Raw genomic sequence first — 25,693 nt, 5'->3', positions numbered from 1 at the left:
GGAGGGTTGGGGTGGGGTCAAAAATTTACGACTCCTGCAAGGATTGCTATAGCACATCTCAAAACAACCTAAACACTCCGCCCCACAGTCTTCGATTAAGCACAGTTTGCCACAAGGGCGATCGCACTTAGCATTTCTTCAAACAACGGATTGCCAAAACTCATCAATTGCAGTGAAGCATTTTCCTCAAAGATATCCGGGTAAAATGTGATATAATAATCGCGACTTTTATAGTTAAGCTGCCAAGTGCGATTTTCCGAGCGATCGAAGATAGCGCCAATCTGCTTTAAACTCAAAGAATTGACAAACAAATCTTCGATGGTTTCAGGAAACAGAGAAGTCGGCTGCAGAGGTTGACGAATTTCTTGCAAGTCTGATTCTACATCCATCGCTACCATTTCATCGAGGGCCGGGCCCGGAGGCGGCGCGTCTAAAATGCGATCGAACTCTCCCAACAAAACGCCCTCTTCTTCGGGATCTGCACTCATCACAGCCTGTTCGATGAAAGTGGGAACTGTTGCCAGAATCGGTTGCAAATTTCCGACCACGGTTTGAAAAGCATCGATGCGATCGCGCAATTTCTTGTAAACCTTCGCCTCTACCGTTCCGTCATAGTAAAAATTGTGTATTCTTACGGTATCATAAATCTGCCCGATGCGATCGAGTCTGCCGATGCGTTGTTCGACTCGCATGGGATTCCAAGGCATATCGTAGTTGATTAAAACACCGCAAGTTTGCAAATTTAGCCCTTCCGATGCGGATTCGGTACACAGTAAAATTTTGATGATTCCTGATCGGAATTGGGTTTTGATTTGTTCTTTCGGAAAAATTCGCCATTCTCCATTTTGATACAATTCTCCGCCGCGCCCGGAATAGCAACCAATCTGAGCACCATATAATTGTTGTAAAGCAGTTCTGAGATAGTCCATTGTGTCGGTGTACTGCGTGAAGACGATCGCACTTTCGCGCTGGATTAGTTCTTGACGCAAAATTGTGATAAAATGCGACAGCTTGCTATCTTCGCCAGTATTCTCGAACTGATAAAGTAAATCTTCTAAATATTTAATTTCTTCAGGATCGGCTGGTTCAAAATAAGATTCCATCCCTTCCAAAATCGCATCATCCGCATCATCTAAATCCTGAAAATCATCCTCCGTAATGCTAATTCCTTCGAGGCGGCGCTGTAAAGATTCGCGGATGGCATAAAACGAACTTGTCAGGCGTTTGCGGTAAAGAGTCATCAAAAATCCTAACGCTTTGCGGTTGTCTTTTTGCGCTAGATTGTAAAAGTGGCGCACGTAATTGCTGACAGCGAGATAAAGTGGCACTTCGCGGTTATTTTCTAAAGTAATCGCATTGTCTCTGACTGCGCGGTGGGGAATATCGCGATCCAACAATCCCCGCTGATAGTATTGGCGCAAAGTGTCGCGGGTGTGGCGAAACATCAAATCTTTGAGGGGAGTATTCACTGTCAAATATTGGCGGGAAGCGGCGATAAAATCCGTGTCTTCAGCAACTTGTTTTGGGTTGAGTCGCTGGTTTTTTTCCCAGACATCGCGCAACTTATAATATAGTAGCCGATCGCCCTTCTGTAAATATTCCTGCAACCGCAAACAGGGCGAACCTCCTTGGTGGAAGTAATCCACAGACATCTGCTGCCAAAAATTCAAGGTTTGGCGATCGGGCTTTTCCGACAGCGTGCTAAAATAATTGCAGAAATTCTCACCATAAGACCAATGCCCTTGGAGTCCGAGAAGTTGCAATAAATCGAAAACTTCGATCGCATCAATCTGCATCGGCGTGGCGGATAATAATAAGAGCGATCGACTTTTTTCTCGCAACTGCTGCATTAACTGTAACAACCGATTCGGAGTTTCCTTGCGGTTTTGCGGGCTTTGGCGGCGGGCGTGATGCGCTTCATCCAGAATCACCAAATCCCACGGTTGCGCGTCTAAAAGCTGTTGTGTGCGATCGCTCCGACGGACTAAATGAGATGATGCTAAAATCAGATTTTGGGAATTCCAAATATTTTCTTCCCCTGACTGACTTTTCTCCCCATACGGATTTTTTAACTCACCTTTGCTGTAACTCCAAAAGTGCAAATTAAATTTTTCGCGCAACTCTTCATGCCATTGCGGCTGAATGCTGGCCGGTGCTAAAATTAACACGCGCTTGACTTTTTTGCTGACAAGCAAGTAACGGAGAATCAACCCAGTTTCGATAGTTTTCCCCAATCCAACCTCATCCGCAATTAAGAAACTTTTCGGGAAATTTGCCGCCACCCTACGCAATATCTTAATCTGATGCGGCCAAGGTGCGATCGGAATAGATTTCAAACAATAATCGAGACAACTTGGCGAAGCGTACAAGTTGAGAAGCGGTTCAAATTTAGCATAATCTTGAGATAATTCAAAATCCCCAACTCCTCCTAAATCCCGACTCCTGACTTCTGACTCCTGAATTCTGACTCCTTCCCTCCTGACTTCTGACTCGTGACTCCTTCTCTCCTGACTCCTGAATTCTGACTCCTGAATTCTGACTCGTGACTCCTGACTCCTTCCCTCCTGACTCCTTCCCTCCTGACTCCTGAATTCTGACTCCCGACTCCACACAGGTTTACTGCTAGGCGCATAGCTAAGCAGCTTATTTTTCACCGCTTCCGGCACTTCAAAAACGCGCACATTCGGCGATAAATTGTTCCACAACTGTTCAAACCGAAAAATCTCTTCAGAAACTCGTTCAGCATCTCGGCCGCCTTCCCAAGCACAATAAACGTGGAAAGATTCAACGTTGCTTTCCCAACCGCTGAGAGATTCGTTATTGGAACCGCTAAAAGCTAATTGTGCGCCCTTGCTGTCGGTAAAAATGCCGACTTTTTCGTGAAAAATATGCTGGCGATCGAGTAAACTTTCAGTATCTACGGGTAAGCCGTTAGATTTGAGGGGAATGGCAATTTTAATATCCAGATAACTGTTTTGAATCAGCCAACTGAGGATTTCAAAATGTTTGAGTTGCGCGAAAGTTTTGGGCGGCTGTAAATCGGTATCGAGGCGGATGGTAACTGCATCTCGGAGGGCGTAACCTTGCTGGATGGCTTGCAAATCTTGCGGGCTGAATTGACAGCCCATGATTAACCGCATCCGCCCTTGATTGTGCAGCATCGCGCCCAATCCCTGCGCGACTTTACTGAGGATAGCGCTGTTGAAAAAGCCGGATTTGCGATCGTACTGCAGAGCACATTCTAATGCAGGAATGTAGAAATCGGCGATCGGGTTATTTTCGTTGCTAGAATAGCTAATCCGCCAAGCATAATCTGTTAAATTCATATTATTAGTTATTCTTTAAGGTTCGTAGTTGCGCTTCAGCGCCGCCCGGATCGTAGCGCGGGCAACTACAAACTTATTTTAATCAAGACTTACGCAAAGGTGGAATCTCATCAGCCGAAAGTGTCACCACTTTTCCATCTTTCCAAATACTAATAGATTGTCCGAGTTTGCGGTGTTTCTCGATCGCCTGCGCGATCGCCATTTTAACACCAGCATCGATTTTTTGATGTAGAGGTGAGAGGGCGGGTTGTTCAGGATTCATAGATACCTCCAGTAATTTGGTTCCAGATTTCCCATCCATAAACAATGCGCTTTCCCACAGTCCGCCAGGGAATGAATTCCCTGGCTAATAGCGAAAGTCCTCTAAAGAGGACTGATTAGTTATTCCTATTATCCCTCTTTTGTCACTTGCGACCGACAACATAATTAATAATTAATATATTAAATATTAATTATTAAATCCTAGAGATTCTTCAGTCCTCTTCAGAGGACTTTCGCTTTGAGGCAGGGAATTCATTCCCTGCCGGACTGCCGGAGTGCGGGTTTTGCCCGAAGCCGGACTGCGGGTTTCAGCTTAAATTGACCTAACCTAAAACAAACTCAACTGCCCCTCAAACTGAAGTTCCATCTGTTCATAAACAACCTTCGCCTTAATCTCATCCATCGCCAACCACAAATCCAACAAAGCCTTCTCCTCCGGTATCCGCTTCTTCTCATCCCCAATCCGGGGAATAACTTTCAGCGCCACCTCTATCGCCCGCATGAAATTATCGTTATCAGTCAAAGCGGTTTTTTTCATAAACTCGCGCACGATTTGAATATCTCCATCCTCTTGATACAAAGCGATAATCGCGTGCAATCCATCCACTAAATACGTCATGGAAAAATCTTGCGGATTCACCGAAAAAGCTGATTTTTTCAGCCGCTGTTTCGGGGTCAAAAGTTTGCAAGTGCCGCTAACCGAGTCAATTAGTTTGTATTTTTTTGCTAAATCAACGACATCGAAACCGCCGACGGCGAGGGCGAGTTGTCGCGCTTCATCGAAGGGGAACTCGACAGCGCCAAAGGCATCCCACGCGAGGAAATACCATTGAGTCAGGGCGTCAAATCCGGCGGTATCGGTTTGTACGAGTTTGCGGAATCGGTAGTTTGCAATCGCTTTTCTGGCTTCAGCAAATGCAACTTCCGGGCGCACTTCTTCGCCGCTGCTGTCGAGGATGGGATAGGAACGGCTGAACACATTTAAAGCCGGGCCAAAGGCGCTTAAATAAAGGTCGATTCCTGTGATTTTGTTGGCTTCAAATTCCGGGGCGCGAAGTTCGACGAGATTGGCAACTTCCGGGCGCAAATCGTCCCACCAAGCTTGGGCTGCGTTGGTGTCGCGTTTGCGACAGACGAGGAGAACTGTACTGGAAACGGAGTTTTTCTGCGCTTGGTGCAAGTTTTGCGGGTTTTCGGTACTGACGGCCCAGGATGCGGTAATCTCGAAACCGGCATCGATGAGGGATTTTGTGAGTACGTCCCACGCGCCGGATTCTTTGTGGTTGAATTGGACTGTCATCACCCCGTCATCGCGCAAAACTCGGTAATATTCGCTAAAAGCTAGCGCCATTTTTGCTTCGTAGTCTTGTTTGGCGAGTTCGTCGGGGGATGTGCCCATGTTGCGGAAGCGCGACGGATTGGCGACGGCTTCTCTATCTTTGTCGGTGAGTTCTGAGTAGAATAAATCGGGGAATATATCGCCTAATGTGCGCTTCATCCAGACGTAGAAAAAGTCGGAAAGTTCGGCATATTGGATGGTGCCATAGTAAGGCGGATCAGTGATAATTGCATCTACATAATTGTCGGGAATGTGGTAGAGGCTATCGGCTGATGCTGCATTGATTTGGATAGTTTTCGGGTCGTAGTTTTCGATACCGGGTAAGCCTGTTGAGTGGGGTTTTGTGCCGAATAATGCACAAAGTTTTTCATAATCAATAGCTACAGCTTCAGAACATAAGCACCATAATTTGTTATCTCCTGATACTTCTGGATAATTCCACATTAAATTAAGTGCATGAGTAGATTGTGCACCCCTAACAGCTAAAGCACCATCTTGCCATCTTGTCAAGCGACTATTCAGATCAACACATCTATCTAATACTAAAGCTAGATAAGTTACGATCGCCTCTACTTTCTCCGGTTCGTATTCAGCCTGTAGCAGCGCCTTAGCTTCGTTGATAATTTCTACATAAGTGACAAGGGTTAGCAACTGACGTGGGTTAAACATTCCTGCCCATGTTTTTGCATAAGTCCGAATATAATTTTGTTCGGTTTTTAAGCCAGGGGGGATTTCTTCTAGAGGAATTAAAGCGATATTTTTTAAGTCTCCTAGTTTTGAATTGATTCTGTCTTCGGCTATTTCAATTCCTTGTAAATCTTTGCCTTCAGGAATTCTAAACCCTAAGCTACTCTGTCCTTGGCGAAAAGCTACCGCATAAAGTTGATGACCTATATTATTTTGTCTGGCTGCTTCATAAATGAATTCAGTTTCAATTATAGTATCGCAATTCGGGCATTTCCCGACACCTCTGCTAATCGTGTTATAAACACTCGGATCGTACTCAGCCGCATCCGTTTTAATCGTCGATTCCTTACCTTTCTTCCCCTTCACCAACTCAAAATCAACCCGCTTCTGTGCCAAGTTAGGAATTGGTTTCACCGCATACCAATCACTCGTAACTTTTCGGATTTCTCCCTTACCTGCATAATTACTCGTCTTACTCAACCACCAATTCGGACTCAAAGGCACAACCGACTGACAACTCGGACAAACCACCGTATGAGCCCACAAATAATTCTGCACAGTTTCCCCCGGTAAAGAAGGGAAAAATTCAGTCAATCTTTTCTCAGCTTCATCCCCCACCCATTGCACCCATTTATCAATATCCTCCTGCAAATCCGGGCCAAATTTCAGCGGATATTCCATCGCCGCCTTCATCGTCACCACCGCCACCGGATTGAGATCCGACGCCAACACATTCAACCCGTACCGCGCCGCCTCAAACGGAATGCTTCCCCCACCCGCAAACGCATCTAAAATCGTCGGCGTGCGATTCCCCCACACTTTCTCGCAATAGTCGTGAACCTTTTTAATTCGCACCGAAGACGGGGGAGTTTTGTAGAGTTTAATTTCCTTCCCCGGTTCCAACCCCAGCAAATATTCAAACTCTTCTAAAGAAATCTCAGCGGGTAAAATCGACCCCAACACCGAAGCGCGAGAAAACGATAATGGTTTGCGCGAATACCAGCGATGCAATCCTTTAAATGGATTGCCGCCGTGTTCGTAATAAACCTGCTGGTTTAGCAGATTCACCGGCATGATTTTCTCGATGAAGAGGTGAGGGCGCATGATTTTTTGGTGTTAATTTAATGAGACTGTTCGAGATTCCCGCAGTCCGACAGTCGGATGATTCGATAGTCGGATTTTTCGCTAGACAGTCCGCCAGGGGTTGAAACCCCTGTCTCATAGCGGAAGTCGTCTGAAGACGACTGAAGAACTAATTATATCAAATTTGGGTGCGTTTATATAAGTATGTCATTGTTGTTATACTTCGTAATGGCAGGAGTTACGATAGCTTTTATAAAAAATAGATCCTGTATTAAAGCGGGATTTAATATTAGTCGTCTTTAGACGACTTTAGCTATGAGGCAGGGGTTTCAACCCCTGACGGACTGTCGGAATGACGAACAATCGAACTGTCGGACAATAGAAGATTTGTTGTCAGGAGTCAGAATATTGATTATGAATTATAATTCATGTATTCTCAATCCTGAAGTCTGCTTTAATCTTCAAATACCTCGGTCTTTTCAATAATAAACCATTCGTGGTACAATACTGCTAAGAAAAACTCTTGTCCTTTTGGGCGATCGCACACAGCCATATATCCCGATACAAACATATCATCGTCAAAAGTTGTATCCTTAAGAAACAGAGTCAGCGAATTGCCATCCGCACTCCAAATCGTCCGCAAAATCGTGATATTTTGGTGACGGGATGCTTCAACGGGCAATAACACCCACCGCCCCTCAATTTCGATAAATTCCGGTTCGCGGTATCTAAACTCAGACTCCCATCTAAACGGCCCTTCATGCTTCTCAATAATTCGATCCCACCGCACAGTTTTAATCTTGGCTAAAGTTTCGTTTGACAAATCAGCTACTTTCATCAAATTAATCTCCCAATAAAATTCGCAAAGCTTTCAAAGCATTTGAACGATTGCCATTGGCAATTTTACCAAACCAATAATGTGCTTCTTCATTACTCATAGCCATAATCCCTTCTGCAATATTAGCAATTCGTTCGGTTTTCGATAGCGGTTGCAGCGATTGAAATAAAATCGCCAAACTTACGCCAGATTCTTCTGATAAAATATAAGGCGTTTGTCGCTGCTGAGATAAAGTTTTCGGATCGTAATTATTCGCTTTGAGAGTGGCATAAATTTTTTGTCTCGCCAAAACCAGCGCATTGCCTTTAAGTCGCCCCAATTTTTTGGCTGCTGGACGCTTTTTTTCACCCGCTTTTTTGTAAGCGCATTGGTAGAGTTCTAATGCGAAGTTGTTATTTTCTAAAGGTAAAACTCGTAATTGAAATTCTTGCATAAGGATTTAGCGTGGGGAGGGGGCGGGTTTTTGAGATTGTTAATTTTTGCCAATTATTGTCGCGAACCCGCCCCTACATTTCAATTATTATACAATTATTTATCTACACATCCTATCATGTCCGATCGCGATTCCTGTAGGGGCTCCCCTCACCAACGATAATCGGAATCAACCAACCATCTCAAAAACCCGCCCCGACAATTGTATTGTGCTGGTATGTTAAAAGAGGTAGATTGCGATTTACCGTGGGGCGGGGGCGGGTTTTTGAGATTGTGAATTTGGGGCAATTATTGTAGGTGAACCCGCCCCTAGATTTCAATATACTACCCTTGCCATTAAATTTAAACGCTCGACTGGATTGCGTTCTAGCGTTTGTTTTATACTGCTAATATCCGAGGCACTTGCTGACAAAGCTGGCTTGAATTCTAAGCTGATTTTCAAACTAACATCTCCTTGCGCGTCGGGGCTGTTCAACAAACTGTTGATAGTCGAGAAAAAGCTCTGAAATCCCCGAAATGCCCCTTGATATTCCAGCCGCACAAATTGGTCGCTGGTTTGAATGGTTGCGGTTTGGTCGATTTGCGGTTGCCACCGCTGCAATAGGGCAATTGCTGTTCCTAATTTGCGATAATCCATGACTTGATTCACAGACAATTCTAGCACTTCGATGCCTTGCACTTTGTAGTCGCTAATGCGATCGCCCAATTCCGCAAACACCTTATTAATCGTGCCGTCACTTTCGATAATCTGCGGTTTCGCCTCCCACAAAGTCCCCTGTAGCCCTTCCACAACATAAGCAGAATTGCTACCATCTCGCGCGCTAGAAACTTGAAGATTTAGATTGACATTGGCTGCTTTTTCTGCTGTTTCCCCGTTACCATAATCGGCCACCACACGAAAAATAGTGTTATTAACAACGGTGATTTCACACTCATCGGAAGGGCGGAAATTTCCCGGCACTAAAATATTATCTTGATACAAACTAACCGTCAGTGCTCCTTTGGCTTTCCACCTGACACGCACGGGTTTTGCCGCTTCTGTACTGGGCATCAATTGGGCGCTGAGTTCCACTTCTTTGGGCGCTGGAGGTTCGAGAATGCCGCGTCTGTAGAGGGAGGCGCGATCGCTAAATTCGATCGTCTCCGGCAGCGCCAACACGCTATCATCAGTTTTGATAAACAGTCTCTCCCCGACTTTCATATCCCAATTGCCCATTTTCAAACCTTCGCGAACCGTGTCCCGCAGCATCGAAACTTCCGCATCGAGGAGAATATTCAAACTCAAATCCTTAGCAAAAGCATCGCGCAGCGCCTTCGTCGTCCAACTATCCAACCCCGCAGGCCAAACTTTTTGCAAGATAAAAGCCGGGGCGAAAGGTTTAGCTTCTTCAGCGCGAATCTTGCCGCAATCTTTGAGGGCTTTGAGAATCACATCTTGCTGGTTATTTTTGCCTTTCACCATACTCGCATCCTGCGCGGAAAGAGTGTAGTGCATCAATCCTTTCGGTGCTTTTACTTGGTCATTTGACGGATAAAATAAATGGCGGTAAGCATTAGTCAAAGATACTCTCACATCCATATCTTTCCTGCCTTCCCGTTCCTTCAATTCCTTTTGCTGGCTTCCCGATAAATCTTCCATCCGGTTCTGACTCTTGAGAATATTTTGAATTGCTTTGTATTCTCTGGTATTGTCGATCGCCCTTTCTAATTCTCGCCGATTTGCCACCAAAAATAACAACCGATTGCGGTAGGTACGAAACTTCCCCGATTCGCCGCTATTGTTGAAAATTCTCTCGATTAATTCCGGCGCTGCGTCAGTAGAAGCATTCACCGCGGCATCGTCAAAGTCGATCGCGCACAGCGCCACATCATCCGGGTTGTCGTCTACATTTCCGGGACTGTCGATATTAGAAACTAAGGTAAAGAATTTTTTGGCAAAAATACTATCCCGGCGAATCCGCAAATCTTCTTTCGCCGCCAATATAGCGACTTGTTCTTTCTCTTCGGTAATGATTTTATTAATCGAAGGTTCTTCTTTAAACCGGGCTAAAGATGCGATCGGATCGAAGTCTAAATACCAGGCTACCTTAGTTAGTCTTTCCAAAACGCGATCGACAAAACCGCTGTCAACCCCCGGAGTCAGCAGCGACAAATTCAACTCAGCCAGCCGAATTCCCGAAGAATTTCCCTGAGTCAAAGAATGCAGAAAGATCGATCGGGCTACCCAAGTAGAAAACGGCGGTTTTCCGGCTGCTATCCATTCCCCATCTTGCAATTGTGCGTAAGCCGGCCTACCATCGGGATTGTAGATATCAGCGCCGATCGCATTCCGCAGGGGCGATCGCTGCAACCGAGAAGTCAGATCGTTAGTAATTTCGGCATCCATCCCCACCGGAATATGATGCGTGTGAATCATCGGCACCCAACCATCGCGATTTTCCCACAAATGCCGCACCACTTGCGCGAACAATCGCAAAGCCCCCCGCGTCTTCTGGAATTCGGGAATAGAAGCAATTTTTTTAGTAAGAATATTGAACAATTCCGGGTGAAACGGATAACTTTGGGCGATCGCTTCTGAGTATGACGCATCTTTGCACCCATCGGGCAAATTAACCCGGCAATTCCGATAAGCCGCCAAATATTCCGATGCCGCTTTTTGCGCCGCTTCCTCGCTAACTTTGGCAAACACGCGCTGTTTGACGATGTTGTAAATTTCGATATCTGTAGAAGGGCTCAAAACCCGTTCTTGTCTTGCAGAAGCGCGCATCGTTTCTTGCAATTCTGCCGTTTCTTCCGCAAAAGAATCTGCTGTCGAGGCGAGGGAATAAACCAATACTAAATTATCGCACGCTGCCGCCAAATCCATCAGGGAAAATAGAAAAGCTACCACTTGTTTGGCTAAATCGCTTCTGCCAATTTGTTTCGCTTTTGCCGATCGCAAATACCGCGCAATTTCATCTAAAATAATCACAGTCGGCTGTCCCCCCGTCAACCGTTCTAACACCGAAGTACCGGGGCTGACACCGCTTTTATCGCTGCCTTGCAGTAACTGATAGCCTGAAATCCCGCCAATTTGGTAAGCAATTTCGCCCCACAGAGTGTAGGTTGTCAAGCCGCTGTCCGAGTGATAAACTCCTTGTTCTGGGTCTAAATCTCGACCGTCGATCGCTGCAACTTGTAAAGGGCGATCGGGAATCACGCTAATATCTGTAAAGCGTTCCAACCCGTGAATTTGTCGCCCTTGCTTGCAGATATGCCAGAGTGCAATTTCATCGTGAGTTTTGCCGCCCCCAAAACTCGTTTCCAAACGAACCACCCCAGCCCCGGCGCTTTGCTTCATCAAGCGGCTGAAAACTTCCCGGATTAGGGTTTTGAGGCCATCAGTTGCGAAGGTATTGGCAAAGAATTTATTAGCATCTTGATAAACTTGAGGTGCATTTCCTTCGACTACCAGCCGCAATTTTGCTGCAAATAAATCTAGAGACAAATCTCCCGATAAAATCTCATCTCTGGGCACGCAGGTATCAAAGATTAATGGCAGCATCTCAAAGCTCCTTAACTAATAATATCAATTCCGCACTTCATCGGAATTATTCATCTCTCTCTTATCTCCCTCTGTGTTCTCTGCGTTCTCTGCGGTTAAATCATTCCGATATCCAATAACTAATGACTAAAATCGACATTTCCCCCGCTGACAATTACCCCAACTCTCGCATTTTCCGCTTTCACAACACCTGAAAGCAAAGCCGCCGCCCCCAGCACTCCCGTCGGTTCCACAACTATCTTCATGCGTTCCCACATAAAAAACATTGTCTGGCGAATTGCGTCTTCAGAAACAGTTGCCATATCGTCCACATAATGCAGCACCAAAGGAAAGGTTAATTTCCCCAAAGATGGCGTGCGCGCACCGTCAGCAATCGTATCCGGGTTAGTAACAGTTTGCAGCGTTTTTGTGCGGAACGATCGCGCCGCATCGTCTGCTTGTTCCGGTTCTACTCCTATTACTTTACACTGCGGAGACAAAGTTTTTGCCGCGATCGCGCATCCCGACAGCAAACCCCCGCCACCGCAACAAACTAACAGCAAATCCAACTTCCCAACTTCTGCGATTAATTCCAGCGCCGCCGTACCTTGTCCCGCAATCACCCACGCATCTTCATAAGGAGGAATTATTGTCAAGTGTCGTTCCTCGGCAATTTTGGCGGTGAGCTCTTCCCGGGAAACTTGAGTGCGATCGTACAAAATAATCTCTGCACCGTAGCCGCGAGTCGCCTCTTGCTTGACTTTTGGCGCATCTGCCGGCATCACCACAGTAGTAGAAATTCCCAACAACTGTCCCGCCAGGGCGATCGCCTGCGCGTGATTTCCCGAAGAAAAAGTCAGCACTCCCCGGTGTTTTTCGGCTTCAGATAGCTGCATCAAAGCATTGCAAGCACCCCGAAATTTAAACGAACCCGTCCGCTGAAAGTTTTCGCACTTGAAAAATACCTGAGAATTCGTCTGTTTGTTGAAAGTTTCCGAAGTCAGCACCGGCGTCTTGAAAGCTTTGCCATGCAAGCGCTTTGCCGCCGCCTCCACATCGGCGAAACAGACTTGCAAGGGATTTTGGGCACAGAAGTGGGCACTCATAGATTTTAGATAGATGGGGACGATCGAGGACTCTATTTGTAGGGTGGGCATTGCCCGCTTCACTCCTACCCTTAGATTATAAGTTTTTATTATATTACTATTAAAAATTCTTATCATTAGCTGTGGCGCTTAATTGTTCAAAAAGCTTTAGACTAAAATCAAACTTATTGCAACTTACTATCAAAAAGTAAAGTTGCGTTTGTACTTCCATAGGAGAGCGATTAATGAATTTAAAGTTAAAAGTGGTAGCAGGTGCTAGCGCGGGATTCCTGCTGCTAGCGGGTTTGACGGCGAATGCAATCGGACTGGGACAACGGCAGATCGCCGAGACAACCCCGAAGGGCGATCGAGATTTGAGAGCACAAGCTCCTATAAATCGCATTAGAATCGTATTTGCCAACCGCAGAGATGCTACAGATTTGCAAAATAAAGCCAATCAAGTAGCGCAAATACTTTCCAAACAAATCGGAATGCCCGTAGAAGCAGTCATCGGCGACGAAACCGCCGCTGTAGAAGCTTTGAGAGCGGACAGAGCAGATGTGGCATTTGTAGCAGGCCGCGCGGCATTAAAAGCAGAACAATTAGCCAAAGCGCGGATGTATTTAGCCGAAGTTCGCAGCGATTATTCCGGCGGAAATACCTACGATTCAGTGTTTGTAGTGCGCCAAGACAGTCCCCTACGCCCGAAAGGTTCGGCAAAGCAAACTCTCGAACAATTAAAAGGCAAAAAAATGGCTTTTACATCTCGAACTTCCGGTTCGGGATTTATTTTCCCAGTTGGAGAATTGGTCGGTCAAGGATTAGTTTCAGGGCCGGATAGACTGGAAACGTTCTTCGGAAATGTCACCTACGGCGACGGTTACAGCAGCGCTTTGCAAGCAGTTTTAAAAGGTCAAGCAGAAGTCGCAACCGTCTCGGAATACGCTTTGCTGCCGCCTTGGATTACAGCAGCAGAAGGCAAGCAGTTGCGAGTGCTGCAAAAAGTCTCCGGAGTTCCAGCCCACGGAATTGTGATTGACGATAGCGTTCCTGCACCCATGCGGGAAAAGCTGGTTAATGCTTTCATGAAACTGAACGAACCTGCAAACAATCAATTGTTCCGCAGTTTGTACAATTCCCAGCGCTTGGTGAAAGTCGATCACACCAGCCATTTAGCAACATTGCGCCAAGCTTTGCAGCGCGCCAAACTCGAACCGTAATCTGATAGCAATTCTGCAAATTACAGTTACGTATAGATTGCACCTAAAATTCGTAGGGACACGGCAGTGCCGTGTCCCTACCGCAATATAAATCTCCAACCAGCCATCTGGTTCATTAAATTAATTACCAACCAAATTTGTTCATAAATATTCGCCATGACTATCGAATGCAACCAATTAGAAACAGCTTATTCACCATCGCTAAATCGCCCGATTTTGAATGGAATTGATTGCAAAATTAAACAAGGCGAATTTGTGGCGCTGCTGGGTTTGAACGGTGCGGGAAAATCCACGCTTTTGCGTTCTTTTGTCGGGTTAATTCCCGTCAAAACCGGAGAAATTCGGATTAACGATACACTCATCACTCCGCGCACGTTGAGGCGAATTCGGCGCGATATCGGCTTAATTTTTCAAGGCGGCGGGTTGGTAAAACAGCTACCCGCGATCGACAACGTGCTGTGCGGTTGCTTGGGAGGTTTGAATACTTGGGAGACGCTGTGGGGTTTTCCGAAGAAACAGCGCGATCGAGCTTTTGAATTGCTGGCAAATTTCGGACTCAAAGACCTAGCCTATCAAAAAACCGGACAGCTCAGCGGCGGACAGCAGCAAAAAGTCGCCATCGCCCGCGCTTTAATCCAATCTCCTCAAATTTTATTAGCTGACGAACCCACTGCCGGATTAGACGTAATCGCAGCCCAGCAAGTAATCGAAATCCTCGCTCAACTGCACCGAGAACAAGGAATGACAGTAGTTGTAGTATTGCACGATTTAGGAATGGCCAGCACTTATCCAGAAAGGGCGATCGTCCTCGATGCCGGTCAGATAGTTTATGATGGCAAATGCCACAACCTCTCCGACAAATTTAGCAAATTAACACCTCCCAAAGTAGAAGTGTGAACTCCTCTCTTCTCCACTCTTCCTCTGTGCCCTCTGCGCCCTCTGCGGTTCATTAAAAAAAGCCCCTTCACCAAACAAAAAAAATCGCTGTACCTAAATCTCAAAATAAACGCAGATGACCGAAAAAAAATTAGATAATTTCTCAAAAAACTACGGCTGGATCAAAAATCTGGGTATAGCAGCAGGCTTAATTGTAATTTACGGTTGGGCCCTGCGAGGACTAGAAATTGATGCAGCAACCCTGGCCGGCAGTTGGCCTTACATGACCGATTTTATCTCGCGCTTGTGGCCGCCGAATCTCGAAATTATTGACGTAGCAATTAAAGCTTTGATCGAGACAGTTCAAATGTCGCTTTGGGGAACGACAATCGGGGCAGTTATTTCCGTGCCAGTTGCTATTTGCAGCGCCCACAACATAGCACCAAGGTGGCTGCAATGGCTGGCAAATTTGGTGCAAAATGCGGTGCGTTCTGTTCCTTCAATTGTGCTGGGGTTGCTGTTTGTATCGGCGACGGGTTTGGGCGCGCCGGCGGGTACTTTAGCCCTGGCAATTTATACGATCGGCTATCTGGCTAAATTTTATCAGGAGGCGATCGAATCAGTAGAAGCGCGATCGGTCGAATCTTTAAAAGTCGTAGGTGCATCTTGGCTGCAAGTTGCCCAATACGGCATTTTCCCGCAAGTATTGCCGCTAGCATTGGGTTATACGCTGTGGATGTTTGAGTATAACATTCGGGCGGCTTCGGTGTTGGGAGTGGTCGGCGCAGGTGGAATTGGCTTTGAATTGGTCAATTATATCAGGTCTTTTGAATACAATAAGGCAACAACCATGATGTTAGTGCTGTTAGTTGTAGTCACAGTGATAGATGTTATTAGCAGCAAATGGCGGCAGCGGCTAGAAACAAAATAAGGACAGGTTTAGAAACAAAACAAGGACAGGGTATAGCCCTGTCCTTGTTTTGTTTTGTAGGGACAGGGCTATGCCCTGTCCCCCGTACCGCCGATATCCCGATTAGGATTCTTGCCGTTTAGAACAAGAACAATTCAGAACTACCGGAAATTCCTAAATCGACATTATTGACAGTTGCAAACAAACTGTTACCGCCAACCGTAGAACCGTTGCTATCGTAATACAGTTTAGTAGACAAACCGTCGTAGAGAGCAATGAACGACGGCTGGGTTAAAGTTGCTTCAAACACAGTTACATCAGACACTGTGCTGCTGTAAGCGTAGAAACTCGCAGTCACAAATGCAGCTCCGGTTCCGATTTTAAAGCCAGTGTTGGAGATGCTAATTTGATCGTCAGCAATGCTGTAATCGGTAATTACATCCCCGCCGCCAGCAGTAGTTCCGAGGAACGTAAACTGATCCGCACCAGCACCACCGTTGAGAACATTGGTTCCCAAACCACCGATTAAAGTGTCATTCCCCTCGTCACCGTTGAGAGTATCGCTACCCGCGTTGCCGAAGAGACTGTCGTTACCAGCGCCACCGGAGATGCTGTCGTTACCTGCACCGCCGTTGAAAAGATCAACACCCAATCCGCCGCTGAAGATGTCAGCAAACTCAGTACCAGTGACGTTGTTATCAGCCGCATCTCCGATAAACAAGACAGGAGTGGTGAAGTTGTAACCGCCGGCACCTGAACCGAAATTGTTAAAGGCTACGGGGAAAGTGTTCCCAGCAGCCGTTAAATCGGCAACGCTACCAGTATTAGTAGAAGTACCAGCCGCAGAAGCTGCGATCGTACCTGTGAATACAAAGTCCGCCGTTCCCAGATTGCTAGCAGCATTACCCAAATTAGCAATCAAGGTAGAACCGCCCGCTGTCGTACCGTTCGAGTCAAAATACAACACAGTTTCGTTCGACGCATTCGTAAAGGCGAAGAAACCAGCAGTTGTAGAATTGCCCAGGGCTTTAGCTTGTGCAGCTTCCACAGTGGCATAGGTTCCGCCTGTGAAAATCACTAACTCTTTGCCAGTAATGTCAGGAGAAACCCCGCTTACACCGTCAAAGTTGGTCGTAGTCAAATTGCCAAAAGCGCTCGCGCTAAACTGCAATTTGTCAACCCCAAAGGCAAAGTCAGTAATCGTATCCGGGCCTTCGCCTGCTGCTTTGTAAACAAAGACATCCGCACCAGCACCGCCAGTCAGAATATCTGCACCGCTACCGCCAGTGAGGATGTCAGCAAACTGAGTACCAGTGACGCTGTTAGCAGCAGCATCTCCGGTAAACAACACAGGAGTGGTGAAGTTGTAACCGCCAGCACCTGAACCGAAATTGTTAAATGCGATCGGGAAAGTGTTCCCAGCAGCAGTTAAATCGGCCACGCTGCCTGAGTTGGTAGAAGTACCAGACCCAGAAGATGCGATCGAACCTGTGAATACAAAGTCCGCCGTTCCCAAAGTTCCAGCAGCAGTACCCAAATTAGCAATCAAGGTAGAACCGCCCGCTGTCGTACCGTTCGAGTCAAAATACAGCACTGTTTCGTTCGACGCATTCGTAAAGGCGAAGAAACCAGCAGTTGTAGAATTGCCCAGGGCCTTAGCTTGTGCAGCTTCCAAAGAGGCATAGGTTCCGCCTGTGAAAATCACTAACTCTTTGCCAGTAATGTCAGGAGAAACCCCGCTTACACCGTCAAAGTTGGTCGTAGTCAAATTGCCAAAAGCGCTCGCGCTAAACTGCAATTTGTCAACCCCAAAGGCAAAGTCAGTAATCGTATCCGGGCCTTCGCCTGCTGCTTTGTAAACAAAGATATCCGCACCAGCACCGCCTGTGAGAATATCTGCACCGCTACCGCCAGTGAGGATGTCAGCAAACTGAGTACCAGTGACGCTGTTAGCACTGTCATTGCCAGTAAACAACACAGGAGTGGTGAAGTTGTAACCGCCAGCACCTGAACCGAAATTGTTAGATCCGATCGGGAAAGTGTTGCCAGCAGCAGTTAAATCGGCAACGCTACCAGAATTAGTAGAAGTACCTGCGGGAGAAGTTGCGACCGAACCTGTGAATACAAAGTCCGCCGTTCCCAAAGTTCCAGCAGCAGTACCCAAATTAGCAATCAAGGTAGAACCATCGGCTACGGTACCGTTCGAGTCAAAATACAGCACTGTTTCGTTCGACGCATTCGTAAAGGCGAAGAAACCAGCAGTTGTAGAATTGCCCAGGGCCTTAGCTTGTGCAGCTTCCACAGTGGCATAGGTTCCGCCTGTGAAAATCACTAACTCTTTGCCAGTAATGTCAGGAGAAACCCCGCTTACACCGTCAAAGTTGGTCGTAGTCAAATTGCCAAAAGCGCTCGCGCTAAACTGCAATTTGTCAACCCCAAAGGCAAAGTCAGTAATCGTATCCGGGCCTTCGCCTGCTGCTTTGTAAACAAAGATATCCGCACCAGCACCGCCAGTCAGAATATCTGCACCGCTGCCGCCGTTGATAATGTCTGCACCGCTGCCGCCGTTGATAATGTCTGCACCGCCACCACCGTTGATGATGTCTGCAAATTCAGTACCGGTGACGCTGTTAGCACTGTCATTGCCGGTAAACAACACAGGAGTGGTGAAGTTGTAACCGCCAGCACCTGAACCGAAATTGTTAGATGCGATCGGGAAAGTGTTGCCAGCAGCAGTTAAATCGACAATGCTGCCTAAGTTAGTGGTAGTGGGAGAAGATGCGATCGCATCTGTAAATACAAAGTCCGCCGTTCCCAGATTGCTAGCAGCCGTACCCAAGTTCGCAATCAAGGTAGAACCACCGATGGAGGTACCGTTGGAGTCAAAATACAACACTGTTTCGTTCGACGCATTCGTAAAGGCGAAGAAACCAGCAGTTGTAGAATTGCCCAGGGCCTTAGCTTGTGCAGCTTCCAAAGAGGCATAACTGCCGCCTGTGAAAATCACTAACTCTTTGCCAGTAATGTCAGGAGTTGAACCGGTAACACCGTCAAAGTTAGTCGTAGTCAAATTGCCGAATTCGCTGGCTACAAACTGGAATTTATCAGTTCCCGCCTTAAAGTCGGTAATTTGATCGCCGCCTTCTTTAGTTGTCCTGTAAACAAAGAGATCAGCACCAGTGCCACCGCTTAGGACATCGGCACCGAGGTTGCCGGTGATGGTATCGTTGCCGTCGCCGCCCTTGAGGGTATCGTTAAAATTGCTGCCGACAATGTTGTCATCGCCTGCTAAACCATCGAAATTGACTGCGGTCGGAGAATTGCTGAAATTCACATTGTCAGGGCCGGCAGTACCCACAGGAACAGTTAGTGGCGGGCCGGTAAAGACAAAGTTAGTGACTTGCAGGCGAATTTTCAACGAGAAACTAGCCACAACTTCAAAGCGCGTCCCAAAACCAAATACCAGGACGGAACGGCCTGTCTCGGCATCTGTAAACTGACAGAAAGTAGGCGCGTCTGGGTTGCCGCCCAAAGCTGCAAACCGCGCTTGCAAAGTGGCGATGCTAGTAACGCTGATATCGTCGGTGAAGTCGAGCAAATTAGCGCTGCCGATCGACCCAACAGCAGAAGTAGCAGTAATCACCAGTCGGGTCAAGCTAGAAACGCTGAGATTCGCAAAAGCTGCCGCTGAAAACTCTAAAAGATCGTCATCGACATTAAAGTCAGTAATTAAGTCAGCTTGTGCAACTGTTTTAATCTCTTGGCGGGAAGTGCGGTAAATAAAGCGATCCCTTCCAGCACCCCCAATTAGAGTATTGGTTCCTTCGCCACCTTCGAGCGAGTCCTCGCCCTCATTTCCGGTTAATTTGTCATTGCCTTTGCCGCCGATGATGTTGTTTTTGCCTTTACCGCCGTCGATCTCGTCATCGTCATCGCCGCCGTCGATATCGTCATCATCATCGCCGCCTTTAATTTTGTCCTTGCCCAAGCCTCCTTTTATTTTGTTTTTGCCTTTACCGCCTTCGATCTCGTCATCGTCATCGCCGCCGTCGATATCGTCATCATCATCGCCGGCTTTAATTTTGTCCTTGCCTTTGCCTCCAATTATTTTGTTTTTACCTTTACCAGCGTCGATCTCGTCATCGTCATCGCCACCGTCGATATCGTCATCATCATCGTCGCCTTTAATTTTGTCCTTGCCTAAACCTCCTTTTATTTTGTTTTTGCCTTTACCGCCTTCGATCTCGTCATCGTCATCGCCGCCGTCGATATCGTCATCGCCTTCGCCGCCTTTAATTGTGTCCTTGCCTTTGGCACCTTTAATTGTGTCTGCGGCATTACCGCCTGTAATGTCATCGCCCGCATCGCCGCCTGTAATGTCGTTAGCCAGCGTCGCGGAACCGACAATAACTTGAGCAACTGTATTGCCAGAAAAATTAAAGACAGTTTGATTGAATGGCGGAGGAATAATCACCCTCGAACCTGGAGTTGGAGTTGGAGTGGAAACATTGTTGTTGCCCGAAACATTAACTCCCAAAAAGTCGCCAGCATTGAGAATGCTTGCGTTGACATTCAACAATAGCGCCAGCGCAAAGTTATTGACCCGAATTTCGGTATTGACACCGACTTGTATAAAGGTCAAGCTGCTAAAGTTCAAGTCGCCAAACAGCAGAAACTTGTCGCTGTCGTCGGTGTAGTCAGTGATGACTGCACTTGCCCCAGAGGTACTGTTACTCACGACATAAACGTCATTTCCAGCACCGCCGACACAGGTATGGTTGCCAGTACCGCCCATCAGCGTATCGTTGCCGTCGCCGCCCATCAGCGTATCGTCGCCGTCGCCACCGCCCATCACGCTGTCGTCGCCGTCGCCACCGTCTGCCATGTCATTGCCGTTGCCAGTAACGAGGGTATCGGTGCCTCCACCGCCCATCACCGTATCGTCACCGTCGCCGCCGCTAACGCTGTCGTCGCCGTCGTCGCCAGCACAGTTGTCATTGCCAGCACCGCCGATCACCGTATCGTCGTCGTCGCCGCCGCTAACGCTGTCGTCGCCGTCGTCGCCGGTCACGTTGTCGCTGCCTGCACCGCCGCTGACGGTATCGTCGCCAATGCCGCCGCTAACGCTGTCGTCGCCGTCGTCGCCGACACAGTTGTCGCTGCCTGCACCGCCGCTGACGGTATCGTCGCCGTCGCCGCCGCTGACGGTATCGTCACCGTCGTCCCCGGCACAGTTGTCGCTGCCGGCACCGCCGATCACGGTATCGTTATCTTTGCCGCCGTTAACTTGGTCGTCGCCGTCGCCACCGCTAACGTTGTCGTTGCCTGTGTCGCCCCTGACGGTATCGTTGCCTTCGCCGCCCTCGCAATCGTCGTCGCCTTTGCCGCCGTAGACGCTATCGCTGCCGGCGCCGCCGTCAACCTCATCATCTCCTTCGTTGCCGTGCACCCAGTCATCGCCGTCATCGCCTTCGCAGATGTCGTCGTCGCTGCCGCCCATCACGGTATCGTTGTCTTTACCGCCGTTAAGGGTGTCCTTGCCTTTGCCGCCCATGACGGTATCGTTGCCACGATCGCCTCTTATTTCGTCGTCGTCATCGCCGCCCTCGCAATCATCGTCATCTTTACCGCCGTAGATTTTATTTTTTTTGCCGCGGTTTCCTTTGATTTTGTCCTTGCCTTTCTTGCCGAATATATCATCCTGCTCGCCGGTGGCGACAATTAAGTCATCGTCATCGGTACCGACGACGGTTCGGCGGCGATCGTCGAGGCCGTTGCCATCATCATTGTCTAAGTCACCGTCATCTTTGTCGCCCGCACCTTCTTCGGGTACGCCTTTAAATTCAGCAATTGTGCTGTTATCGGCAGCACCTGTTTCGGATGCGCCGTTTGACAGATCCGGAACTTTCCCGTTACCTGTGTTTTCGGAGATCGCTACCTTAATTAATTCCTTTAACTCGTCATCGGAATTTTCAGGGATGTTGTTGCTGAAAGTCATGTCAGAATTTTCTGTTTCATCTCGATCGGAAAAAAGTGTTCCCGATACATTTTTTTCTACCAACATTTCTTCGCCCATCGTTGATATTTCCCAAAAAATGGTAAGCTTCTTACAATCAATTTATCAGCAAACAGGAGACAGCAGAACAAAAAAAATCTAACTTCATACTTTCGCCTGTTTTAGGAGCTGGTGTCCCGATCTTTACTATTATAGATGCCACTTAAACTGCAAGGTTTTTTTTCGCTCGGTTGCGAGTTTTATTTTCGGCAATTCCACTCTCAAATTAATTGCTCCGCCACATACACTGTAAGTGCTGCGCCCAAGCGCATATCTTTTGAGATGTTCTCCGTAATTTCTACAGTAAGCTGCGCCGATTTGCGCCGATTTGTAGATGTTATACGTAATTTCTACAGTGAATTAGCTGAATTTAAACTCGCAACTGACAACTCCCAAATAACTCCCCAAAACCTTTATCCCCAAAATTTTACCCTTGCTTTTTTTGCGAGCGAGCCTGGGTGCATTGAATTTTTGTAACACTCCCAGGTCTGACAAATCCTTCCCTGACTTAGGATTTGAATTTCTTTACTAAACGACTGCACCCTCCTAATTTTAGTTCCTGATGATTAATTAGAAATTTAGATAGTTCGCCCGGGCAAATATTTGTTTTAATTTTCAGTGGCACAATTTTCTCTCGCTTCGACCGAGCCGATCGAACCGAGAAAATTATGTTTTTAGAGTAAAAAAACAGTATGCAAACACCTATCTCAAGACAGATGGTAAAATTTCGCAACGAACAGGAATAAAAGCAGGAGTTGTTTGTGGTAACAGTTGCAAGCTCGATCGGCATTTTGAGCCGGAATGGCCCACGGCGAGGCTGCGAAACCCAGTTGCTTTGTAGAAGCTTCGCTACCAAATCCAATAATTCTCCGAGAAACCGGCCTGATGAGGCGTAATCCTCTAGATGCCAAAAATGATGGTTGCTCGAGAGTACCGGAATAATTTGATTCCCGTTGTATTGTTGAGAGTTCTTGGCTGCTTACGTTTATTTTTGCTGCTTAACTTTAACTAGATTAAGAGAGTTAAATTAAAAGTTTTCCATATCATAAAAGCGGGAAATTAGCAATAAGTTATTAGCAATTATCGCTGGTCAACTATCGATTACCGATCGCCGCTGAGGTCTTACGGATCGGGGCGGAGACCTTACGGATGAGTACCCAGGGCTGACCAATTCATTAATTGACACAAAATCAAGATTTCACATGGGGGGTTGGTGGTACAGGATAAGCGGTTAAGACCGATCGACCCATCGCCAAAAAAAATAAAATACTCAACTTTCCCTGCGATATTGCCCTGAAACCGGTTGGCGAGAGCCGAAGTAATTTTAATAAGAACTAGAGATCCGCCTGGTAAAGTGCCTCCAATTTAACTTTACTCAGCAATGAGAAACTCAAGTTCGCGACGAATCTAAAGGGGTCTGCGGTAGAGGTGCAAAATGTTAAAGATAGCAAGATTGCAGAAAATTCGGCTTTCACTGAGCCACAGGGCAATCAAAACTAATAAACTGTTATTAAAGTACAAGTTTTATAGCCTCAAAGTGTTTGAACAAATATATTTGACCCCAGGAATCGCCCGATCGGGGGAAGCGCATTCAAAAACTTTGATTGAAAGAGTAAAAATTAGTTTGCCGGTCGCTATTGCTAGCGGCAAAAACGCAGGCAAGTTCAGAATTAAGGCGGGAGGGCGCTAAATCGGTGAGCCAGGAATTTCAACTCTCAGTCACCCCAGTTGGGGACGATGAATATCTAGTGCGGACAGAAAGGGTTGCACCCGGTGTACCCCTAGCAGAAGAACAAGTCCGCTGGCCGATCGACGAATGGCTGGCACTGTCTGCTCAACTGATGAACGACCCGCTGGTGGGCTTGCTCCAAGGAAAAGTATTACAGGGAACCAGTTTGGCCGGTCGCGGCCTCTCCCGTTCGGGAAACAACAGTGCGCCGAATTTAGTAGCCCTCGGGCAACAATTATACAGCGGGCTGTTTCAAGGAAACTTGCGCGATAGCTGGACTTGCGCTCAAGGCATCGCCCAGCACCGCCGAGAAGTGTTGCAACTGCGGCTCGGACTCAAAGGCCGGCGCTTGCCGCGGCTCCCCTGGGAAGTTCTGCACGCGGGCGATCGCCCTTTGGCAACCGGCACGGATGTCGTGTTTTCCCGCTACCAACCAGGTACAAGTTTGTTCAAACAAACCCGGATACTGCCCAGCAGCGGGCCGCTAAAAATTTTAATGGCGATCGCCTCTCCGGGCGATCGAGACAGCTTGCAGCTCAAGCGAGAAGTGTTCCACCTGCAACAAGAACTGCAAAACCGCACCGCTAACCCCCTCAAAAACAGCCCCCACTCGGAAATTCAACTGACTATTCTCGAACAGCCCGATCGAGAACAGCTTACCCAAGCCCTAGAACAAGGACAGTACCAAGTCCTGCACTACGCAGGTCACAGCAACTTAGGTTCCAGAGGTGGCGAACTCTACCTAGTCAGCAGCCGCACCGGCTTAACCGAAACCTTGAGTGGCGACGACTTAGCTGGATTGCTCGTTAACAACGGTATTCAGATGGCCGTGTTCAACTCCTGCCGCGGCGCCTACGGCGACCCCTCAGACCTCGCGGACGACAGCCCGGAACGCAACTTAACCGAAGCTTTAGTCAAGCGGGGAATTCCGGCAGTGCTAGCAATGGCAGAAAGCATCCCCGACGATGTAGCCCTGACTCTGACGCGGCTGTTTTACCGCAACCTCAATCAAGGCTATCCAGTCGATCTCAGCCTGAGCCGGGCCAGAGCCGGACTAATTTCTGCCTACGGTTCTCACCAGTTATACTGGGCTTTGCCTATTCTTTACCAGCACCCGGACTTTGACGGCTATCTGACCGGCGCGCCAGCCCACAGCGCGGCATCCGGTTCTATGGTGCAAATAATCGGGTCGGGAACGCAGCCGGCGGTCGCGGGTACAGAATGGAAGGCACCGTCTTCGCTTTCGGCGATCGCCCAATACCCGCCAATGCCCGCCAATCGATCTCACAAGTCAGACAGTTCTGACGGCCAAGTCTGGGAATACTTTCCCGACCAATTCAAAGATCGCAGGGATTGGGTTCATCAGAACGATCGACCCGACGGTGCTAATTCATCGAACTCACCGAATCCTGAGTGTTCGGCGATCCAAGCAAATCGCACCGCAGCAGGGACTCAGAAACCGTTAAAAAAACCGGGATTGAAAAAATCTGTGGCCCTGATGCTTTGCTTGTTGCCCGTTGCTTTGAGTGCTGGCTTTTTTGGATGGCGCTACTCGCACCACCGAAGCACGAAACCGGAAGAGTTACTGCCGGCGGTACGGACTCCGCTGTCGCAAAATTACATCCAACAACGTCACTAAAAGCGATCGCCTGCGCGGACTGCTTAGTTTAGATCCGCTTGCCCTGGCTCCAAACGGGGTGCAGTTTTTGCTGGCAATTTGCGATCTGCTACCGCTGGAAAAGTTATCAAAAGTATGCGGCTCGATCAAATCTCCGACTTGCGCTCATCAAGCCGCTTTCTACCCCAAACAAGCAGCAGGGCAACCAAAAGTCTAGGAAGAAACCGGGTTTCTCGTCGATAGAGTAAGTCCGAGACTGCTTGATGCAGTATTCGTCAGTTAATTTTAGATTTTAGATTTTATATTTTATATTGGCGTTGCTGAATCAGGGTATGAGACGAGAAAAAATGCGAGATTGGAGCCGAAAATGATTTCTGGGATTTTGATGGGGAATTGGAATATCTCCAAATTTCAGATAATGAATTAGTAATTTAATTGAATGTCCTAGCATTTGTGACGACTTAGAATAACAAAGAGTTTTTCTTTTTAGCCGAGCCAAGTAATGTCTGAGTCTTGTATTTTCACCCTCAACTCTTGTCATATAAGTTTTGCTAATAATTTGGTCTCCCTCCGGAACAAAAATTGGGTAAACTTTCCAGCCATCTGTCACATAAAAATAGCAGTTCCATTTACTGGTAGTGCCCTGAAGGAAAGGATCAGAGTACGTTATGATTAGAGAAGTGTTTGCCATAGCGTGATATGACATTAGAA

The 25,693-nt window shown here is 47.4% G+C and carries 13 protein-coding genes; 4 read left to right on the top strand and 9 right to left on the bottom strand.

Annotated elements, in window-relative coordinates:
- Positions 1 to 95 precede the first annotated feature (95 nt).
- The 7 genes from QUA99_RS13740 to QUA99_RS13710 all read right to left on the bottom strand — a co-directional run bounded on the left by QUA99_RS13740 (position 96) and on the right by QUA99_RS13710 (position 12,595).
- Positions 96 to 3,326 carry an SNF2-related protein gene (locus QUA99_RS13740; RefSeq protein ID WP_333237598.1) on the bottom strand — a complete coding sequence of 1,077 codons (3,231 nt, stop codon included), beginning with the start codon at positions 3,324 to 3,326 and terminating at the stop codon, positions 96 to 98.
- 82 nt (positions 3,327 to 3,408) lie between these two features.
- Entirely contained in the window at positions 3,409 to 3,588 is a 180-nt protein-coding gene (locus QUA99_RS13735) for a hypothetical protein (protein WP_333237596.1), read from the bottom strand.
- Positions 3,589 to 3,915: 327 nt separating this feature from the next.
- A complete protein-coding gene (locus QUA99_RS13730; protein WP_333237594.1) occupies positions 3,916 to 6,717 on the bottom strand; it encodes a DUF1156 domain-containing protein in 2,802 nt (933 codons plus the stop codon).
- A gap of 433 nt (positions 6,718 to 7,150) precedes the next feature.
- Entirely contained in the window at positions 7,151 to 7,534 is a 384-nt protein-coding gene (locus tag QUA99_RS13725; RefSeq protein ID WP_333237593.1) for a hypothetical protein, read from the bottom strand.
- A 4-nt stretch (positions 7,535 to 7,538) separates the two neighbouring features.
- Positions 7,539 to 7,967: a DUF7680 family protein gene (locus QUA99_RS13720; protein ID WP_333237591.1), complete on the bottom strand. Its 429-nt coding sequence runs from the start codon at positions 7,965 to 7,967 to the stop codon at positions 7,539 to 7,541.
- Positions 7,968 to 8,282: 315 nt separating this feature from the next.
- Positions 8,283 to 11,510 (bottom strand): DUF499 domain-containing protein, encoded by a 3,228-nt coding sequence (locus QUA99_RS13715; protein ID WP_333237589.1) that lies wholly within the window; start codon positions 11,508 to 11,510, stop codon positions 8,283 to 8,285.
- A 119-nt stretch (positions 11,511 to 11,629) separates the two neighbouring features.
- Complete coding sequence (locus QUA99_RS13710) at positions 11,630 to 12,595, bottom strand: threo-3-hydroxy-L-aspartate ammonia-lyase (protein WP_333237677.1); 966 nt, start codon at positions 12,593 to 12,595, stop codon at positions 11,630 to 11,632.
- Between the two features lie 224 nt (positions 12,596 to 12,819).
- Between QUA99_RS13710 and QUA99_RS13705 the strand changes: the two genes are divergently transcribed.
- From QUA99_RS13705 to phnE, 3 genes are all read left to right on the top strand, one after another.
- Complete coding sequence (locus QUA99_RS13705; RefSeq protein ID WP_333237587.1) at positions 12,820 to 13,794, top strand: phosphate/phosphite/phosphonate ABC transporter substrate-binding protein; 975 nt, start codon at positions 12,820 to 12,822, stop codon at positions 13,792 to 13,794.
- Between the two features lie 156 nt (positions 13,795 to 13,950).
- Complete coding sequence (locus tag QUA99_RS13700) at positions 13,951 to 14,691, top strand: phosphonate ABC transporter ATP-binding protein (RefSeq protein WP_333237585.1); 741 nt, start codon at positions 13,951 to 13,953, stop codon at positions 14,689 to 14,691.
- A gap of 115 nt (positions 14,692 to 14,806) precedes the next feature.
- Positions 14,807 to 15,601, top strand: coding sequence for a phosphonate ABC transporter, permease protein PhnE (gene phnE, locus QUA99_RS13695; RefSeq protein WP_333237582.1), 795 nt, complete (start codon positions 14,807 to 14,809; stop codon positions 15,599 to 15,601).
- 118 nt (positions 15,602 to 15,719) lie between these two features.
- On the opposite strand, the gene QUA99_RS13690 is transcribed toward phnE, so the two are convergent.
- Positions 15,720 to 21,656, bottom strand: a complete 5,937-nt coding sequence (locus QUA99_RS13690) for a calcium-binding protein (protein ID WP_333460361.1) — start codon at positions 21,654 to 21,656, stop codon at positions 15,720 to 15,722.
- Between the two features lie 1,673 nt (positions 21,657 to 23,329).
- Between QUA99_RS13690 and QUA99_RS13685 the strand changes: the two genes are divergently transcribed.
- Positions 23,330 to 25,003 carry a CHAT domain-containing protein gene (locus tag QUA99_RS13685; RefSeq protein WP_333237576.1) on the top strand — a complete coding sequence of 558 codons (1,674 nt, stop codon included), beginning with the start codon at positions 23,330 to 23,332 and terminating at the stop codon, positions 25,001 to 25,003.
- A 304-nt stretch (positions 25,004 to 25,307) separates the two neighbouring features.
- Here QUA99_RS13685 and QUA99_RS13680 read toward each other — a convergent pair.
- On the bottom strand, positions 25,308 to 25,693 hold a 386-nt coding region (locus tag QUA99_RS13680; RefSeq protein ID WP_445251009.1), incomplete at its 5' end, for an IS1 family transposase.

The organism is Microcoleus sp. F10-B2 (genome assembly GCF_036704965.1).
Classification (GTDB): Bacteria; Cyanobacteriota; Cyanobacteriia; order Cyanobacteriales; family Microcoleaceae; genus Microcoleus.
Note: the sequence above shows the minus strand (reverse complement) of the source record. Positions and strands in the feature narration are given on the sequence as shown.

Bases quoted from the DNA above. Each gene is read 5' to 3' on its own strand.
- QUA99_RS13700 (WP_333237585.1), top strand. From the start codon at position 13,951: ATGACTATCGAATGCAACCAATTAGAAACAGCTTATTCACCATCGCTA.
- QUA99_RS13720 (WP_333237591.1), bottom strand. From the start codon at position 7,967: ATGCAAGAATTTCAATTACGAGTTTTACCTTTAGAAAATAACAACTTC.
- QUA99_RS13705 (WP_333237587.1), top strand. From the start codon at position 12,820: ATGAATTTAAAGTTAAAAGTGGTAGCAGGTGCTAGCGCGGGATTCCTG.
- QUA99_RS13730 (WP_333237594.1), bottom strand. From the start codon at position 6,717: ATGCGCCCTCACCTCTTCATCGAGAAAATCATGCCGGTGAATCTGCTA.
- QUA99_RS13710 (WP_333237677.1), bottom strand. From the start codon at position 12,595: ATGAGTGCCCACTTCTGTGCCCAAAATCCCTTGCAAGTCTGTTTCGCC.
- QUA99_RS13740 (WP_333237598.1), bottom strand. From the start codon at position 3,326: ATGAATTTAACAGATTATGCTTGGCGGATTAGCTATTCTAGCAACGAA.
- QUA99_RS13725 (WP_333237593.1), bottom strand. From the start codon at position 7,534: ATGAAAGTAGCTGATTTGTCAAACGAAACTTTAGCCAAGATTAAAACT.
- QUA99_RS13690 (WP_333460361.1), bottom strand. From the start codon at position 21,656: ATGGGCGAAGAAATGTTGGTAGAAAAAAATGTATCGGGAACACTTTTT.
- QUA99_RS13715 (WP_333237589.1), bottom strand. From the start codon at position 11,510: ATGCTGCCATTAATCTTTGATACCTGCGTGCCCAGAGATGAGATTTTA.
- QUA99_RS13735 (WP_333237596.1), bottom strand. From the start codon at position 3,588: ATGAATCCTGAACAACCCGCCCTCTCACCTCTACATCAAAAAATCGAT.
- phnE (WP_333237582.1), top strand. From the start codon at position 14,807: ATGACCGAAAAAAAATTAGATAATTTCTCAAAAAACTACGGCTGGATC.